Source organism: Rhizobium aethiopicum (assembly GCF_900094625.1).
Taxonomy (GTDB): Bacteria; Pseudomonadota; Alphaproteobacteria; order Rhizobiales; family Rhizobiaceae; genus Rhizobium; species Rhizobium aethiopicum.
This window is the reverse complement of sequence record NZ_FMAJ01000004.1, coordinates 402543-418452: the sequence shown is the minus strand read 5'-3', so window position 1 is coordinate 418452 and position 15910 is coordinate 402543. Positions and strand designations below refer to the sequence as shown.

Genomic DNA, 15910 nt, shown 5'->3' with positions numbered 1-15910 from the left:
CGCCAATTCAACGCCAAGGCATAAGAAACGCTAGGCATTTGGACGGACGGGAACCCAATAACTGGAGGGTATTCGCATGGCTTTACCAGACACATTGCGACAGATCGACCGCGGCGTTTTCTGGCCGGCGATCGTCATTGCCGGCAGCTTCGTGTTGTGGGGCGTTGTCGCGCCCGATAGCCTGGCTTCGACTGCGACGGCTGTTCTCAACTGGATAATCCGCGTTTTCGGATGGACCTTCGTCGTTTCCACGGCCTTCTTCCTTTTGTTCGCGGTTTTCCTGGCCGTCAGCCGCTTCGGCAAAATCAAGCTCGGCCACGACGACGAGACGCCCGAATTTTCGACCGTCTCCTGGGTCTGCATGATGTTCAGCGTTGGCATGGGGATCGGCCTGATGTTCTGGGGCGTGGCCGAGCCGATATTCCACTTCGGTGCCCCGCCGCACGGCATGGCGCAGCCGCAGTCGAAGGAGGCGGCGCTGGTCGCTATGCAATATGCCTACTTCCACTGGGCGCTGCACCCCTGGGCAATCTATGCCATTGTCGGGCTGGCGCTTGCTTTCTTCAGCTATCGAAAAAACCTCCCTACATTGATCTCCAGTGCCTTCTATCCTTTGCTCGGCGATAAGATTCATGGCCCTATCGGCCGCACAATCGACGTGCTGGCGATCATCGCCACGCTGTTCGGCACTGCGACCTCGCTCGGTCTCGGCGCCCAGCAGATCAACAGCGGCATGAACTATCTCTGGAACACCGGCGAATCGTCGACCATCGCGCTGGCCATCATTGCGGCTCTGACGCTCTTCTTCATTCTGTCGGCGGTTTCCGGTGTCGGCAAGGGCATCCAGTTTCTCAGCAACATGAACATGATTGTCGCCGTGCTGCTGCTCATCTTCCTGGCGCTGATCGGTCCGACGGTATTCATCTTCGATACGCTGATCGAGGCAATGGGCTATTACCTCAGCGACCTGATCTCGATGTCCTTCCGAACCGCGGCCTTCAGCGACGGCAAGTGGCTGGGCAGCTGGACCATCTTCTACTGGGCGTGGTGGATTTCCTGGGCACCTTTTGTCGGTGTGTTCATCGCCCGCATCTCGCGCGGCCGCACTATCCGCGAGTTTGTCATCGGCGTGCTGCTGATCCCGAGTGCCGTCACCTTCGTCTGGTTCACCATCATGGGCGGCACCGCGCTCTATTCCGAGTTGATGGGCGCCGGTGGCCTCGTCGAAGCGGTCAACGAAAAAGGCGCACCAGTGTCGCTGTTTGCGCTCCTGGCGCAATTTCCGATGGCGACGCTCACCTCGAGCGTGGCGATGTTCCTCGTGGCGATCTTCTTCGTTTCTGGCGCCGACGCCGCATCCGTCGTGATGGGCATGCTGTCATCGCGGGGTACGCTGCATCCGGCGCCAGGCATCGTGGTGCTGTGGGGCCTGCTTGCCGGCGCCTCGGCCTGCGTACTCCTTGTGATGGGTGGCCTTGCCGGACTGCAGACGGCGTCGATCCTTGCCGCCGCGCCGTTCCTACTCGTGATGGTGGGCCTCTGCGCGTCGCTTTGGGTCGGCCTACTCGACGAGATCGAGTCCCATGGCCGCTTCGAGGACGTTTCAAAGGTCGAAGCTTAACCGACGTGAGCTTCGGCCTTGAAGGGGCTCGATCTAGAGCCTTTCCGGGCTAGCTTGAAGCATTCTGTTGGCTCAAACGGAGTCGGATGGTCGACCGGCCGGCGCGCGTCGTAGCCCGGTTCTACGGCCAAGCCGGCCGGTCGATCAGCCGGCCCGTTTCAGCCAACCCGGAGGGCCGGGCATGTTTTAGCCAGGATCAAAGGCGATCGGCTCGGACGTACCTTGGGGTATGCCCTTCGCCAATCGCCCTTGCCCTGACGAAAACCTCCTCCGGCAGAATGCTTCAATCTAACCCGGAAAGGCTCTAAGGGTCGGCAGATCGTAAAGTCTGCCGGCCCATCAGTTTGCTAGTCGGGCTGCTCCACAGGCGTCACGCGAGTGGGATGGTCAGGACCGGTTGCGCTGCCCGAAAGGCTCTCGCCCTTGCAGGGGGCACCGATCTACCTTCTATCTCCGCCACATACTCCACGACTTCACTACTAGGAGGCCACTGCGTCTACCCCATTGGCGGACCGCCACGGCGCGGTCGCGGCCAGCCACTGTCGCGTGCGGGCCTCGGGATCCGGGTTGCGGGTGATATCGGTGACCACGGCCGCACTATCGGCGCCCCGTTCCAAAACCCGCGGCGCGCGTTCGGCGGTGATGCCGCCGATGGCGACGAGCGGTATCGCGCCGACGCGCCGGCGCCAGTCGGAAAGGCGTTCGACGCCTTGCGGCGCCCATTTCATTGCCTTGAGGATCGTCGGCCAGACCGGCCCGAGCGCAACATAATCCGGCTCGGCCGCCAGCGCCGTCTCCAACTCCGATATATCGTGCGTGGAAAGGCCGAGCTTCAGGCCGGCGCGACGAATGGCATTCCTGTCGGCGGCCACCAGGTCTTCCTGCCCGAGATGAATGAAATCGCACCCTTCATCGATCGCCAGCTTCCAATAGTCGTTGACGACCAATTGGCAACCTGCGGCCGCACACACAGCCTTCGCATTCCGTATCTCCTCGCGAAGTGTCGAATCCGAGCGGTCCTTGATGCGCAGCTGGACGAGTTTGACGCCAAGCGGCACGAGCCGTTCGACCCATTCGGCGCTGTCGACGACGAGGTAGAAGGGGTCGAGCTTCATGAGAAGACTGCCTTTCCGATGACGGGAGTAGATGGGACGGCGATGTCGCGCGGCTCCAGCGGTACGGCGCCATGCGCCAGGCGGCCGGCATCGATGGCAAGCGCGAAAGCTTCGGCAATGGTGGCGGGATCGCCTGCGCCGGCAACGGCGGTGTTGAGAAGAACGGCATCATAACCGTACTCCATGACCGTGGCCGCGTGAGACGGGCGGCCGATGCCGGCATCGATGATCAGCGGCACGTCCGGAAAGTGCGCCCGGAACGCCCTAAGCGCCATCGGGTTCAGCGGCCCCTTGGCGGAGCCGATCGGCGCGCACCAGGGCATCAGGACGCGGCAGCCGGCGTCCAGCAGCCTTTCAGCCACGACAAGGTCGTCGGTCGTATAGGGGAAGACCTGAAAGCCCTCGTCGTTCAGGATGCGTGCCGCTTCGACAAGGCCGAAGACGTCAGGCTGCAGCGTATCATGATGACCGATCACTTCGAGCTTGATCCAGTCGGTGCGAAAGACGTCGCGCGCCATCTTCGCCGTCAGCACGGCCTCCTGCACGCTATGGCACCCGGCCGTATTCGGCAGCACGCGCACGCCGAGCTCACCGATCAGGTCGAAGAAGGCGCCGCCCACTTTGCCACCGACGGCTTCACGGCGAAGCGAAACGGTGACGATCTCGGTCTTCGAGCGCCTCACCGCTTCTGCAAGGACAGCCGGAGATGGATAGCGGGCGGTGCCGAGCAGCAGCCGGGAGCGGACTTCAACGTCGTAAAGTTTCAGCATCTCAGCCTCCTTGCATGGGTGAGAGAATTTCGATGCGGTCGCGTTCGCCGAGCCTGAAATCGGCGCGGTCCTCGCGGTGCACCAGCTCGCCGTTGACAGCGGTTGCCAGCCATGCGCCTTCGTAGTCCAGAGCGAGAAGAAGATCTGCGAGCGTCGAGGCCGCCACCTCTTGTTCTTCGCCATTGATGATGAAGGTCATGATGCCGTCCTTTCCGATTGCTTGTCTTCACCAAGAATAAGCCGCGCCACCTCGCCTGCCATGGCCGGCGCCAGCAGAAAGCCGTGGCGGTAGAGGCCATTGAGATGGAGGGTGCGCCCCTCCTGCGTTACGCGCGGCAGATTGTCGGGAAAAGCCGGCCGCACGCCCGCGCCGATTTCCGTAACCCGTGCCTCGCCGAAGGCGGGATTGAGGGTATAGGCGGCATTCAGCAACTCCATTAGCGAACGCGCAGTAATCGGGCCGGTATCGTCACTTTCGATCATCGTCGCTCCGATCATGAAGCGATTTCCCTGCCGTGGCACGATATAGATCGGGTGGCGCGGATGCAGCAGGCGAACGGGGCGAGAGAGAGTCACCTCGTTCGTTTCGACGCAGAGCATCTCTCCGCGAACACCGCGCAATTCGGGCAGGCGGCCGATCTGAGCAGCCCCGGTACAGTCGATGACGCGATCGTAATGGGCAAGGTCGGCATCGCCCGTGATGCCGAAGGTGAGACCCATGCGGGCTTCCTCAAGTCCGGCGGCGAGCCCCGAGAGCGCCTGCCGCGGATCGAGATGCGCTTCCTGCCGAAAGAACAATGCCCTGCGGAAGCGGCCGGCGAGATCTGGTTCAAGGGCCGCGATCGCCTGCTCGTCCAGCCATTCCCATCCGCTTGTCCGGCGGCAAAAGCGGTCGAGTTCGCCGGCATCGCGCCCAGCCGCCACGACGAGCGTTCCCCGGCGGTTGACATGGCCAGGCAGCGCCGCCTCCCACCAATCGGCGGCAAGACGGCCGAGCGCCAGTACCGGCTCCTCCGCGCTTTCCCTTTCGCACCACGGAGCCAGCATGCCGCCGGCAAAGCCGGAAGCGCCGGCGCCGACCTGGTCGGCTTGCTCAGCGACGCTGACCCGGAAACCGTGTCGATAGAGCTGCCACGCAACTGTGAGGCCGGCAACGCCGGCCCCCTTGACGAGAACGTGCATCGTCATTCTCCGGCAGGCGGTTTCGCAGCCTCGGCGACCGGCATGTAGAGATCGCCGCCGTCGCGGTATTTGGCTGCCATGGCTTCCAGGCCCTCTTTCTGGGCTTCGGCGCGGATGTCGTGGGAAATTCGCATGGAACAGAATTTCGGGCCGCACATCGAGCAGAAATGCGCCACCTTGTGCGCCTCCTTCGGCAAAGTCTCGTCATGGAAGGAACGCGCCGTTTCCGGATCGAGGGAGAGGTTGAACTGGTCTTCCCACCGGAATTCGAACCGCGCCCGCGACAGCGCATCGTCGCGGACGCGGGCGGCCGGATGGCCCTTGGCAAGATCGGCGGCGTGCGCGGCGATCTTGTAGGTGATGACGCCGGTCTTGACGTCGCTGCGGTCGGGCAGGCCCAGATGCTCCTTTGGCGTGACGTAGCAGAGCATGGCCGTGCCGAACCAGCCGATCATCGCGGCTCCGATGCCGGAGGTGATGTGATCATAGCCCGGTGCGATGTCGGTCGTCAGCGGTCCGAGCGTATAGAAGGGAGCTTCGCCGCAGACCTTGAGCTGCTTGTCCATGTTCTCCTTGATCTTGTGCATCGGCACGTGGCCAGGGCCTTCGATCATCACCTGGCAATCCCTGGCCCAGGCGATCTTGGTCAGCTCGCCAAGGGTTTCGAGCTCGGCGAATTGCGCTGCGTCATTGGCATCGGCGATCGAGCCGGGGCGAAGGCCATCTCCAAGCGAGAAGGAAACGTCATAGGCGCGGCAGATGTCGCAGATTTCCTCGAAATGCTCGTAGAGGAAGCTTTCCTTGTGATGATGCAGACACCACTTGGCCATGATCGAGCCGCCGCGTGAGACGATGCCGGTGACGCGATTGACAGTGAGGGGAATGTAGGCAAGCCGCACGCCCGCATGGATGGTGAAATAATCGACGCCCTGCTCAGCCTGTTCGATCAGCGTATCGCGATAGACTTCCCAGGTGAGATCCTCGGCAATGCCGTTCACCTTTTCCAGCGCCTGGTAGAGCGGCACCGTTCCGATCGGAACCGGCGAATTGCGGATGATCCATTCCCGGATGTTGTGAATGTTGCGGCCGGTGGAAAGGTCCATGACCGTGTCGGCGCCCCAGCGGATCGCCCAGACCATCTTTTCGACCTCTTCCGCCATTGACGAGGTGACGGCCGAGTTGCCGATATTGGCGTTGATCTTCACCAGGAAATTCCGGCCGATGATCATCGGTTCAGACTCCGGGTGATTGATGTTTGCCGGTATGATCGCCCTGCCCGCCGCGACTTCACGTCGGACGAATTCGGGCGTCACGAAATCGGGAATATCAGCGCCAAAGCTCTCGCCGTCGCCGGCCAGCGCCTCCTTCGCGGCCTGCCGGCCGAGATTTTCGCGGATGGCTATGAACTCCATTTCCGGCGTAACCACGCCGGCCCGCGCATAGGCGAGCTGGGTAACGGCGTGGCCTGGCTTTGCCTTGAGCGGCATGTTGCGAATGGGGAATTCCGGCGTCAGCCGCTCGCCGGTGACAAAACCATTATCTTCAGGCTTCACCACCCGGCCTTCGTAGGGTTCGACATCGCCACGCGCCCGGATCCAGCTCTCGCGCAAACGCGGCAGCCCGGCGTCGATCGAGACCGTATGTTCCGGGTCAGTATAGGGACCGGAGGAATCATAAACCGTTACCGGCGGTTCGCCCGAGGTCGGGTGAACGCTGATTTCCCGCATCGGCACGCGCAGATCCGGATAGAGGGTTCCGGGCTTGGCGATCTTGGTCGAGGCTGGAAGCGGGCCGGTCGTGACGACCGGAGTAAGTTTGGGTGCAACAATATTCATGGGTGAGGCTCCAAGGTTTGACGTTTGGAGACCCAGTTCCAGTGTTGGAATGATGGAAGGACGCCTCATGCGACAAAGCGAATTCCGCCCCAACAGCCGCAGCGTCCGCACCGTCCCTACGCCAGTATGAACTGGATCAGGTTCAACGGGTCACTGCGCCACAATCGGCAAAGCCGTATTGTTCAGCAGAATCTCAGCCCCTTGCCGGGACACCCCTGGTGAATGCTCGGCATCAAAGACCGGAGCGGCCCCGATGTCAAGGAGGCCTCGTCCGTTCCCGTGGGGCAATTTGCCCACTTAAATTCTCGATGAGGCACAGGGCGCGCCAGCCCGCGATGCATCGCTGCAGAGGAAAGCTTAATTGCAGGCCTCGGCGATCCGTTTGAGCTCGACCGCAGGCTCCAGCATCACGCCGTCCTTGTTTCCGACAAAACGGTAGGTGCCGCGCCATAGTCCATCGGCGGCTTCCGAAATGCGCAGGCGGTGATCACCGTCCTTGCATCTAGCATCATAGGCAAGGTCGCCCATGTCGGTGAAGTCAAGGTCGCATGTGGCGGCCTGCGCTTTTGGCAGAACCGGATTCATGTGGTTCTTCCTGGCCGCGGCGTCGTAGCAAATCCGAAACACCTGCTCATCGTTCTTCAATTCCGGCGCCGGGATCGGCGTGAAAATCCTGACCTCCCAAAGTCCGGTGGGAAGGCCACTCTCCTGTGGAAATGCGGAAGCCGGGAACAGGGCGAATGCAGCGGCAAGAGCGGATCGCATCATCGATTTTGCTCTCCTCATTGGCACTTGCCAAGGCGTTTGACCGTAACATCGGTGGTCGGCTGCGGCATGTCGTAATCACCCTCATAGACTTCGTTATAGGAGATCCGGCCGCTAAAGCTTTCACCGTCATTTTTCGGCTGGAGATTGAGCCCCCATAAGGTCCCGATGCCGCCGTGGTCGCATTGCGCGCTCATCTGGACACCGCTGTCGTAGAAGTGGATCTTGTCGGTCAGCACGCATTTGACACCGGGGGGGTTGGGCATCAGCGGCAGCGTATCCGCGGTCATGTCGCTCTTGACGCAGATGTCGCGAGTGGCTTCCACCACCCTCATTTCCGTACCGGTCCGCTGCAGGGTCTTCCAGGTGAAGCGCCAGAGGCCGCCCCATTCCGGCCGCTCCGCCGCGGTGTCTACAGCCTCTGCCCGGGGGTGTTCCTGAGATATCGAACCGTCCGTCGTCTGCAAAGCCAGCCGCCGCGAGAACCAAGCCCCGATGATGTTGAAGTCGTTGAAGGTGATGTGGTAGGGCTTCAATACCTGATCCTGCTGCGCCAGGGCGGTGCCGGCGACTGGAGCCTTGCGGCTGTAATAGACTTGTATCTCCCGGTATTTTTCCTCAGGCATCGGCTCGGTCTCCCGGAGCGGCGCCTGGTTCAGCACCGAGTGGGCGACATCCCGGCCCAGTGCCGCATAGGAACCCTGTGCGTTCTCGGCAAAATAAGCGCCGAACATCTCGACCATGGCAAAGGTCGGATCCTGCTTCATACGCTCGCCGAAGGTGGCGCCAGCGGCCTCGTAACGGGCCCTGTCCGTCCCGAACGTCTTAAAAATCGCGTCATGATCGCCATCCGGGTCGATGAACATCGCGTATGTGATGTGGCTGTAGGTCCGGTAATCGATGCCTGCGACTGGTTCGAGCAGCTTTACGTCAAAACCGGTACGGCTGGCGGCGATTTTCGGCGGCGATGCAGGAGATGGGCTTTCGATACCTGCCGGCGCGGGTTGAGATTGCGCCCACCCCGCAGAAGGCACCAAAACCGCCGTCACCACCGACAATAGTGCTGCACCGGCAAAAGACGGAGACAGCAGCCCGCTTTCGGCGGTAACGATAGTCGTTCGATGGATCACACCGCTCATCGCCCTGATGATGTGCAAAAGCTTCTCCCCCCGCTCCGGTCCCACGGTTTAGATATGAGTGCAGTGCAAAAAGAAAAGAGCAACTTAAAAGAGAAATCTCTTTTGTCCCGATGCTTTGCAGGATTGGCACCCCGACATCTCTGGTCTACGCTCGAACTCTCCTGCCGGGTTTCAGCCGCAGCCGTACGTTGAAGGAAAGAGATTCTCATGACTACGCATCGCTTCATTCCGACGGCCTACCATAATGTCATCGGTTCTCTGCCGGTGGCGCTTCGTATTGCCAGTGGCGATACCGTGGTCACCGAGACGCTCGACGCCATCGGCTATGACAAGGACGGCATCAGGCGGACATCTGGTCCGAACCCGATGAACGGCCCGATTTTCGTGGAAGGCGCCGAGCCCGGCGATGCGCTGAAGGTCGAGATCGTCAGTATGAGGCCGACCAGGGGCACCGGTTTTACCCGAAGCATAGTCGCGGCCAATGTTGTCGACCCTGAAACGGTTCGCGGCCTTCCGCCGCGCGATACCGCTCTCTGGACCATCGACCGCGAAGCATTGACCGTCCGGCTGTCGGAGCCGGTCACCGGCCTCGAAAATTTCGTTCTGCCGCTTGCACCGATGATCGGCTGTTTCGGGGTCGCGCCCAGTCTCGGCCAGGCGATATCGACCGCGACCAGCGGCGAATATGGCGGCAACATGGACTATCGCCTGTTCGGCCCGGGCACCACGGTTCGCCTCCCCATATCGGCGCCGGGCGCCCTGTTCTTTTTGGGCGACTGCCATGCCGTGCAGGGAGATGGCGAGATTGTCGGCACCGGCATCGAGACCAGTTTCGAGGTCACGGTGCGGCTGACGGTTGAAAAGACGGCTGGGCTGGTCTGGCCGCGCGGAGAAACCGCTGAAGACATCTTCACCATAGGCAATGCCCGGCCCCTCGATCAGGCGCTTCAGCATGCGACCAGCGAAATGTTGAATTGGCTGGCATCGGATTACGGCCTGGACAGGACGGCGGCCAGCCATTTGCTCGGCCAGGTGGTGCGTTACGATGTCGGCAACGTCTTCGATCCGGCCTATACGATGGCCTGCCGCGTCGCCAAGAAATGGCTGGTCCGCCGATCATGACGAAACCGGATATGCGTCAGTCGTGCCGCGACAGAAAGCGGGAAACGGTGGCCATGCAAAGCTGCCTTTCCTCGACATGCGGCATATGGCTTGAATTTTCGAAGAGCACCCACTCGCAGCCGGGGACGCGATCGAGATAGGGCCTGACGACCAGGGGCGTCGCCTCGTCATATTTGCCCGAGATCAGCAGCGTCGGTGCTTTGATGCGATCGAGCCGGTCTTCGATCGTCCAATCCTTCATCGTTCCGATGACGTGGAATTCCGTCGGGCCGTTCATGTTGCGATAGACGGTGTTGTCTTCGTCCATGATGGCAAAGGTGCGCGCCACCTCGGGCGGCCATGGCGCCACGCGGCAGACATGGCGATCATAGAAGACGCGGGAGGCGGCGATATAGTCGGGATGGGTGAGGCTTCCCGCCTCTTCGTGCTTCAGCAGCGTGTCCTGCACTTCTTTCGGCAGGTCCTGTCGCAGCCGGTTGGCTTCGGCAACCCAGATGTGCATGTTGGCCGGCGAGTTGGCGATGACCAGCGCCTTCAGACCCTGCGGACGGCGCACCGCATGTTCGGCGCCGAGCATGCCGCCCCAGGACTGGCCGAGGAAGGCATAACGATGCTGGATGCCGAGATGGGCAAGCAGCGCGTCCAGCTCTTCGAGGAAGAGGCCGACCGTCCAGAAATCCGGGCCCTTGTCAGGTAGGCGAGTGGAATTGCCATTGCCGAGCTGGTCGTAATGGATGACCGGTCGGCCGTCGAGGGCGGCGATATCCTTGAAGGAATCGACGTAGTCATGTGTGCAGCCGGGCCCTCCATGCGCAACCACGAGAGGCAGCTTGTCGCTTTTCAGCGAACCGGTCACGCGATACCAGGTGCGGTAATCGCGAAAGGGCAGATAGGCTTCACTTGCTGCGACTTCGGCCACCGGCATCTCCATTTCTCGGAAGTTTGGGGACCATAACGCGGCGGCGACGGCGAAGGCAGCTATCACAAGTTATAGGGTGGGCAATGCCCGTCCACGCTCTTCGAGAAGGCGGTAATGCGTTGCGCGCACGACAGCCTGCGTACGATTGCGGGCGCCGAGTTTCTTGGCCGCAGCGTTGAGATGCATGACCACGGTCGGCACGGAACGGCCGATGATGCGCGAGATTTCCTTGGCGGAATAGCCCTCCGCCGAATGGCGCAGGCATTCGCGCTCCCGCTCGGTCAAGCGGATAGTGCCGACGGTCCTCGCCCGTGTGTCGAAAAGCGAATAGGCGGTCTCATGGAAGACGTGGGCAAGCAGGTTGAAGTCAGCAATAGCGCGCAACGCATGGCGTTCGAAATCGCGATCCCCGCGGAAACGGATGCCAGTGACCGTCGCATAATCGCCCCCCGGCATATGCACCGGCACGGTGACACCGGTCGACATGTCGCGTTCGCGGAGATAGCGCGTCACCGGCGCGGTGTCGTCGCTCATGAAGCGGTTGATCAGCGTGTCGGCATTCGTGTCGTAATTCCAGAAGAACGGCGCGCTGCTGCGCAGCGCCACCTGCTGGACCGGGTCGATGCGGAAATAACCGCGATCGAACCAGTAGTCGTGCATGTCGTCAGCGATGTTCCTGAGCTTCAGCAGCGACGGTATCATGATCGCGCCGTCGATATCATAGGGGACCGGCGTGTAATCGTAGATGAGGGCCTCGAAGCCCAGCTGCTTCATTGACTCGAAGGCCTGGTCGATCCGGCCGTCCAGCGTTTCATGCGCCGTAAATTGCCGTCTGATCGTCCCGATATCATCAAGCATGGGCAGTTCCCAGGTTGGCATGCACCGCCCTACCCTATCACTTCTTATAGCTGGCATGGGGCGCGTTTTCCGGTAAAAATTTAACCATGCCCAAATATTGAGCAAGCGAAATCTTCTGCCGGAGCTATCAATGTGGCGTGAAATACAGCCCGACGCCCGTTTCGAGATCGATGTCCATGGCTACCGCGTCGTCGCCTATAGCTTTGGGAGCGGTGACGAGACGATTTTCTGCTTGAACGGCGGTCCCGGCCTGCCATGCGATTACCTGCGCGAGGCGCACTCCTGCCTGATCGACAAAGGCTACCGCGTCGTCGCCTTCGACCAGCTCGGCACCGGCGCTTCCGACCGGCCGGACGATCCCTCGCTCTGGACGATCGGCCGCTATGTCGAAGAGACCGAAACCGTGCGCAGGACGCTCGGGCTCGGCAAGGTCCATATGCTCGGCCATTCCTGGGGAGGGTGGCTCGCGATAGATTATGCTCTGACCTATCCCGAAAATCTCAAGACGCTGATCCTCGAAGACACCGTCGCCGACATGCCGCATCTGATCTCGGAGCTGGAACGGCTGCGGGCAGCGCTTGGTCCGGAAACAATCTCGATGATGCAGAAGCATGAGGCGCAGGGGACTTACGATCATCCGGAATATCTCGCCGCCGTCACCATCCTCAACTACCGCCATGTCTGCCGCCTGGCCGAATGGCCGGCGCCGGTGCGCCGCTCGCTCGACGACTGGAACATGGCGCCTTACGCGACGATGCAGGGCCCCAACGAATTTCTCTACGTCGGCAATCTCAAGGACTGGAACCGTATCCCCGATCTGCCGCGGCTGAGCTTGCCCGTGCTGATCACCACGGGAGAGCATGACGAGCTGACGCCCGCCTGCGCGCTGAGGATGAAGCTCGCGCTGCCGAATGCCGAGCTCAGGGTATTTGCCAATGCCAGCCACATGCCATTCTATGAGAACCCGCAGGACTATTATCCGGCGCTTCTCGGCTTTCTCGACCGGCACAAGGCATCCTGATGCAAGTGAAAACGGCTCAAATCCCACGAAGACAGAGGGGCGATCGCCGTCATGCACCGCTATAAGTTCGTTCTGACGCGACCGCTGCAATTTCTGCCCGTACTTTTCGGCATCAGTATCATCACCTTCATCCTGGTCCGCCTGATCCCCGGCGATCCAGCACGCAATATCCTCGGCACGCGTGCAACGCCGCAGGCACTTGCCAGCATCCGCGCCCAGTACGGTCTCGATCAGCCGATGTGGCTGCAATATGTCTATTTTCTCAAGAACCTTGCCGATGGCGAAATGGGCAAGTCTATCCTCTACAAGATCGACGTGCTGAAGCTGATCGCGACCCGCATCGAACCGACGCTCGCGCTCGTTGCCACCAGCGTTGTGCTTTCAATTCTTATCGCGGTGCCGATGGCGGCGATCGCCGCGCGGAATGCCGGCCGCGCGCCCGACCATGCGGTGCGCATTGTCTCGACCTTCGGCATCGGTTTTCCGCCCTTCTGGCTGGGGCTGATGCTGATCATCCTCTTCAGCGTCGAGCTCGGCCTGTTGCCGGTTTCAGGCTACGGCGCGACCATCGGCGAAAAGTTGTCGCATCTCGTGCTGCCGAGCCTGACGGTGGCGCTGTCGCTATCGACCGTTTTGACGCGCAGCCTGCGGGCGGCAATGATCGAAGCGCTGAAATCGGATGTCGCTACGGCGGCGCGCGCCCGCGGCATGCCCGAGGGCATCGTCTTTTGGCGACATGTGCTGCCGAATTCGCTGGTGCCGACGATCAACCTGCTTGCCGTCAACATCGGCTGGCTGATCGGCGGCACGGTTGTGGTCGAGAGCGTCTTCGCGCTGCCCGGCATGGGGCAGCTCCTCGTCAGAGCGATCTTCTCGCGCGACTATATGGTGGTGCAAGGCGTCGCCTTGGTTTTTGCCTGCGCCACCGTGCTGATCAATTTCATCGCCGACATCGTCACCGTCGCTGTCGATCCGAGGGTGAAGCTATGAGCATCGAGGCGAGCGCACCCGCCTCCTCTCGCCGGCGCCGCTTTCTCGCCCGGCGGCCGATGCTTGCCGTCGGCACAGGCGTGCTGCTGTTCTTCATCCTGCTTGCGGTCGCGGCACCACTTATCGCGCCTTATGATCCGATCATGCAGAATGCCGAGGTGCGCCTGCAGGCGCCGTCGCTGCTGCATCCTTTCGGCACCGACAATTTCGGCCGTGACATCCTCTCCCGCGTCATCTGGGGTGCGCGCATCGATCTGCAAATGGCGCTGATCGGCGTCGTCTTCCCCTTTCTGATCGGTACGACGGTCGGCACGATCGCCGGCTTCTTCGGCGGGATCGTCGACGCGCTGTTCATGCGCCTCGTCGATGTCATCCTCGCCTTCCCGTTCCTCGTACTGATGCTCTCGATCATCGCCATCCTCGGCCCCGGCCTCGGTAGTTTCTATATCGCCATGGCGCTGGTCGGCTGGGTTTCCTATGCGCGGCTGATCCGGGCGCAGATGCTGGTGCTGAAGGGCAGCGATTATGCCGTCGCCGCCGTCAGCCTCGGCTTCAGCCGTTCGCGCATCATGTTCCGTCACCTGCTGCCGAATGCCATTGCCGGTTCGATCGTCTTTTCCATGTCCGATGCGACACTGGTGCTGCTCAGCGGCGCTGCCGTCAGCTATCTCGGCCTCGGCGTCCAGCCGCCGATCGCCGAATGGGGCGTCATGGTCGCGGAGGGGCAGAGCTTTATCACCACGGCCTGGTGGATCACGCTGTTTCCGGGGCTCTCCATCGTCTGCCTGGCCTTCGGCTTCAGCATGCTGGGCGATGCGATGGGCGAACTGCTGGGAGTGCATGAATGAGCGGCCCTTTGCTTTCCGTCCGCGATCTCACAGTCCGAGCGCATCTCGATTCCGGCACGCGCACGCTGCTCGATGCGGTTTCGCTCGACCTCGGCCGCGGTGAAATTCTTGGCCTCGTCGGCGAGAGCGGCTCGGGCAAGAGCCTGTTCTGCCGCTCTCTGGTGCGCCTGCTGCCCTCGTCGCTGCTGAAGATCGAAAGCGGTTCCGTGCTGCTCGAGGGGCTCGACCTGACGCGGATCGACGACGCCGAGATGCTGAAGGTGCGCGGCGGTGAGATCGGCATGATCTTCCAGAACCCGACCAGCCATCTCGATCCGGTCATGCGCATCGGCGACCAAATCGCCGAGGGCATCCGCTACCATCAGGGCCTTGGCGCCCGCGAGGCCCGCGCTGCGGCGGTGGAGATCCTCGCGCAGGTCGGCTTTCCCGACCCCGGCCGCCAGTACGACAGCTATCCGCATGAATTTTCCGGCGGCATGCGCCAGCGGGCGATGATCGGTGTCGCCCTGTCCTGCAACCCGAAGATCCTGATCGCCGACGAGCCGACGACGGCGCTTGACGTCACCATCCAGGCGCAAATCCTGCGGCTGCTGATCGACATTCGCGACAGGCGCGGCCTGTCAATCATTCTCATCACCCACGATCTCGGCATCGTCGCCCAGACCTGCGACCGCATCGCCGTGCTGCGCGGCGGCAAGCTCATCGAACAGGGGCCGAAGCGGGCGATTCTGACGCGGCCACAGCATCCCTATACGATCAACCTGATCGACAGCCACCCATCGATATCAAGTGCGCTGCCGGCACCGTCGATCGAGGTCGCCCAGGCAAGCCGGCCAGCCAGAGCCTTGCTCGAGGTCGACGATCTGCACGTGTGCTTCAGAGGCGGCGGCAGCCTGTTCAAGGGTGCTGCCAAGACGATCAGCGCCGTTGCCGGCGTCAGCCTGAAGATCATGCCGGGCGAGACCGTAGGCATCGTCGGCGAGTCCGGCAGCGGCAAGAGTACGCTTGCCCGCGCCGTGCTCGGGCTGACGCCGCTTTCCGCCGGCCACGTCACTTTCGACGGCATCGATCTCGCGCAGCAGAGAAGCGCCGCCCTCGCGAAGCTCAGGCGCGAAACGGCAATGGTGTTCCAGGATCCGTACAACGCACTGAACCCGCGGCTGACGATCGGACGGATGCTCGCCGAGGTATTGAAGGTTCAAGGCAAGATCGCCGCTACCGATATGCCCGCGCGCATCGGCGAACTGCTCGATCTCGTCGGTCTTGAGCGTGAATTCGCCGAGCGCAAGCCGCGCAGCATGAGCGGCGGTCAGTGCCAGCGCGCCGGCATCGCCCGAGCCCTTGCCGTCGAGCCGAAGCTGATCATCGCCGATGAATGCGTCGCCGCTCTCGACGTCACCATCCAGGCGCAGATCATCGACCTCTTTCGCGAACTCACGGCGAATATGAACCTTACGCTGATGTTCATCGCTCATGATCTCGCAATCGTCCGCAATCTCTGTGAACGCGTCGTAGTCATGTATCGGGGCGAGATTGTCGAGGAAGGCCGCTGCGACGAGGTCTTTGCACGGCCGAAACACCCTTATACCGCGGCGCTGATTGCCGCCATTCCCGACATCGATCCTGACAAGCCGCTGCTGCAGGGCGCCGGCAACAGGGAGTATCTGCAATCGATGCCGAACCAGCCGATCAAACGCCTGCCATAACAAAGAAGGGAACGAACTT

General features: G+C 61.9%; 15 protein-coding genes and 1 riboswitch. Of the genes, 6 read left to right on the top strand and 9 right to left on the bottom strand.

All coding sequences use genetic code 11. The annotated features are described in order from the left end of the window. Positions 1–76: 76 nt before the first annotated feature. Positions 77–1621, top strand: coding sequence for a BCCT family transporter (locus GA0061105_RS11775; RefSeq protein ID WP_092750284.1), 1545 nt, complete (start codon positions 77–79; stop codon positions 1619–1621). Positions 1622–2100: 479 nt separating this feature from the next. On the opposite strand, the gene GA0061105_RS11760 is transcribed toward GA0061105_RS11775, so the two are convergent. The 7 genes from GA0061105_RS11760 to GA0061105_RS33330 all read right to left on the bottom strand — a co-directional run bounded on the left by GA0061105_RS11760 (position 2101) and on the right by GA0061105_RS33330 (position 8445). Next, on the bottom strand, positions 2101–2736 hold the full coding sequence (locus GA0061105_RS11760; RefSeq protein ID WP_092750283.1) for a thiamine phosphate synthase: 636 nt from the start codon (positions 2734–2736) through the stop codon (positions 2101–2103). Next, complete coding sequence (locus GA0061105_RS11755; protein WP_092750282.1) at positions 2733–3506, bottom strand: thiazole synthase; 774 nt, start codon at positions 3504–3506, stop codon at positions 2733–2735. The genes GA0061105_RS11760 and GA0061105_RS11755 overlap by 4 nt, the downstream gene beginning before the upstream one ends. A gap of 1 nt (position 3507) precedes the next feature. Beyond that, complete coding sequence (gene thiS / locus GA0061105_RS11750) at positions 3508–3705, bottom strand: sulfur carrier protein ThiS (protein WP_064696771.1); 198 nt, start codon at positions 3703–3705, stop codon at positions 3508–3510. Beyond that, positions 3702–4688 carry a glycine oxidase ThiO gene (gene thiO, locus GA0061105_RS11745; RefSeq protein ID WP_092750281.1) on the bottom strand — a complete coding sequence of 329 codons (987 nt, stop codon included), beginning with the start codon at positions 4686–4688 and terminating at the stop codon, positions 3702–3704. Before thiO ends, thiS begins: the two co-directional genes overlap by 4 nt. 2 nt (positions 4689–4690) lie before the next feature. After that, positions 4691–6523 carry a phosphomethylpyrimidine synthase ThiC gene (thiC, locus tag GA0061105_RS11740; protein WP_092750280.1) on the bottom strand — a complete coding sequence of 611 codons (1833 nt, stop codon included), beginning with the start codon at positions 6521–6523 and terminating at the stop codon, positions 4691–4693. Positions 6524–6618: 95 nt separating this feature from the next. Then, positions 6619–6750, bottom strand: a riboswitch (TPP riboswitch). Positions 6751–6880: 130 nt separating this feature from the next. Then, on the bottom strand, positions 6881–7168 hold the full coding sequence (locus tag GA0061105_RS11735) for a hypothetical protein (RefSeq protein ID WP_141130198.1): 288 nt from the start codon (positions 7166–7168) through the stop codon (positions 6881–6883). 137 nt (positions 7169–7305) lie between these two features. Then, positions 7306–8445: a hypothetical protein gene (locus tag GA0061105_RS33330; protein ID WP_245304263.1), complete on the bottom strand. Its 1140-nt coding sequence runs from the start codon at positions 8443–8445 to the stop codon at positions 7306–7308. A gap of 189 nt (positions 8446–8634) precedes the next feature. Here GA0061105_RS33330 and GA0061105_RS11725 point away from each other — a divergent pair, with 189 nt between their 5' ends. Continuing rightward, positions 8635–9549 (top strand): acetamidase/formamidase family protein, encoded by a 915-nt coding sequence (locus tag GA0061105_RS11725; protein WP_064696776.1) that lies wholly within the window; start codon positions 8635–8637, stop codon positions 9547–9549. A gap of 16 nt (positions 9550–9565) precedes the next feature. Here the strand turns inward: GA0061105_RS11725 and GA0061105_RS11720 are convergent, their stop codons facing one another. Further along, positions 9566–10480: a proline iminopeptidase-family hydrolase gene (locus GA0061105_RS11720; protein ID WP_425348762.1), complete on the bottom strand. Its 915-nt coding sequence runs from the start codon at positions 10478–10480 to the stop codon at positions 9566–9568. Between the two features lie 57 nt (positions 10481–10537). Further along, a complete protein-coding gene (locus GA0061105_RS11715) occupies positions 10538–11326 on the bottom strand; it encodes a helix-turn-helix transcriptional regulator (RefSeq protein WP_092750279.1) in 789 nt (262 codons plus the stop codon). A gap of 130 nt (positions 11327–11456) precedes the next feature. Here GA0061105_RS11715 and GA0061105_RS11710 point away from each other — a divergent pair, with 130 nt between their 5' ends. From GA0061105_RS11710 to GA0061105_RS11695, 4 genes are read left to right on the top strand one after another with little or no spacing between them, the layout of a single operon-like run. Next, positions 11457–12347 (top strand): proline iminopeptidase-family hydrolase, encoded by an 891-nt coding sequence (locus GA0061105_RS11710; RefSeq protein ID WP_092750278.1) that lies wholly within the window; start codon positions 11457–11459, stop codon positions 12345–12347. A gap of 51 nt (positions 12348–12398) precedes the next feature. Then, positions 12399–13337 carry an ABC transporter permease gene (locus GA0061105_RS11705; RefSeq protein WP_092750277.1) on the top strand — a complete coding sequence of 313 codons (939 nt, stop codon included), beginning with the start codon at positions 12399–12401 and terminating at the stop codon, positions 13335–13337. Beyond that, a complete protein-coding gene (locus GA0061105_RS11700; RefSeq protein WP_092750276.1) occupies positions 13334–14185 on the top strand; it encodes an ABC transporter permease in 852 nt (283 codons plus the stop codon). Before GA0061105_RS11705 ends, GA0061105_RS11700 begins: the two co-directional genes overlap by 4 nt. After that, entirely contained in the window at positions 14182–15891 is a 1710-nt protein-coding gene (locus GA0061105_RS11695; RefSeq protein ID WP_092750275.1) for a dipeptide ABC transporter ATP-binding protein, read from the top strand. The genes GA0061105_RS11700 and GA0061105_RS11695 overlap by 4 nt, the downstream gene beginning before the upstream one ends. Positions 15892–15910: the final 19 nt, after the last annotated feature.

Excerpts from the sequence above, each read along its gene's own strand:
- GA0061105_RS11710 (WP_092750278.1), top strand. The coding sequence starts at position 11,457 with ATGTGGCGTGAAATACAGCCCGACGCCCGTTTCGAGATCGATGTCCAT.
- GA0061105_RS11715 (WP_092750279.1), bottom strand. The coding sequence starts at position 11,326 with ATGCTTGATGATATCGGGACGATCAGACGGCAATTTACGGCGCATGAA.
- GA0061105_RS11760 (WP_092750283.1), bottom strand. The coding sequence starts at position 2,736 with ATGAAGCTCGACCCCTTCTACCTCGTCGTCGACAGCGCCGAATGGGTC.
- thiS (WP_064696771.1), bottom strand. The coding sequence starts at position 3,705 with ATGACCTTCATCATCAATGGCGAAGAACAAGAGGTGGCGGCCTCGACG.
- GA0061105_RS11775 (WP_092750284.1), top strand. The coding sequence starts at position 77 with ATGGCTTTACCAGACACATTGCGACAGATCGACCGCGGCGTTTTCTGG.
- GA0061105_RS11755 (WP_092750282.1), bottom strand. The coding sequence starts at position 3,506 with ATGCTGAAACTTTACGACGTTGAAGTCCGCTCCCGGCTGCTGCTCGGC.
- GA0061105_RS11720 (WP_425348762.1), bottom strand. The coding sequence starts at position 10,480 with ATGGAGATGCCGGTGGCCGAAGTCGCAGCAAGTGAAGCCTATCTGCCC.
- GA0061105_RS11695 (WP_092750275.1), top strand. The coding sequence starts at position 14,182 with ATGAGCGGCCCTTTGCTTTCCGTCCGCGATCTCACAGTCCGAGCGCAT.
- thiC (WP_092750280.1), bottom strand. The coding sequence starts at position 6,523 with ATGAATATTGTTGCACCCAAACTTACTCCGGTCGTCACGACCGGCCCG.
- GA0061105_RS11700 (WP_092750276.1), top strand. The coding sequence starts at position 13,334 with ATGAGCATCGAGGCGAGCGCACCCGCCTCCTCTCGCCGGCGCCGCTTT.
- GA0061105_RS11705 (WP_092750277.1), top strand. The coding sequence starts at position 12,399 with ATGCACCGCTATAAGTTCGTTCTGACGCGACCGCTGCAATTTCTGCCC.
- thiO (WP_092750281.1), bottom strand. The coding sequence starts at position 4,688 with ATGCACGTTCTCGTCAAGGGGGCCGGCGTTGCCGGCCTCACAGTTGCG.
- GA0061105_RS11725 (WP_064696776.1), top strand. The coding sequence starts at position 8,635 with ATGACTACGCATCGCTTCATTCCGACGGCCTACCATAATGTCATCGGT.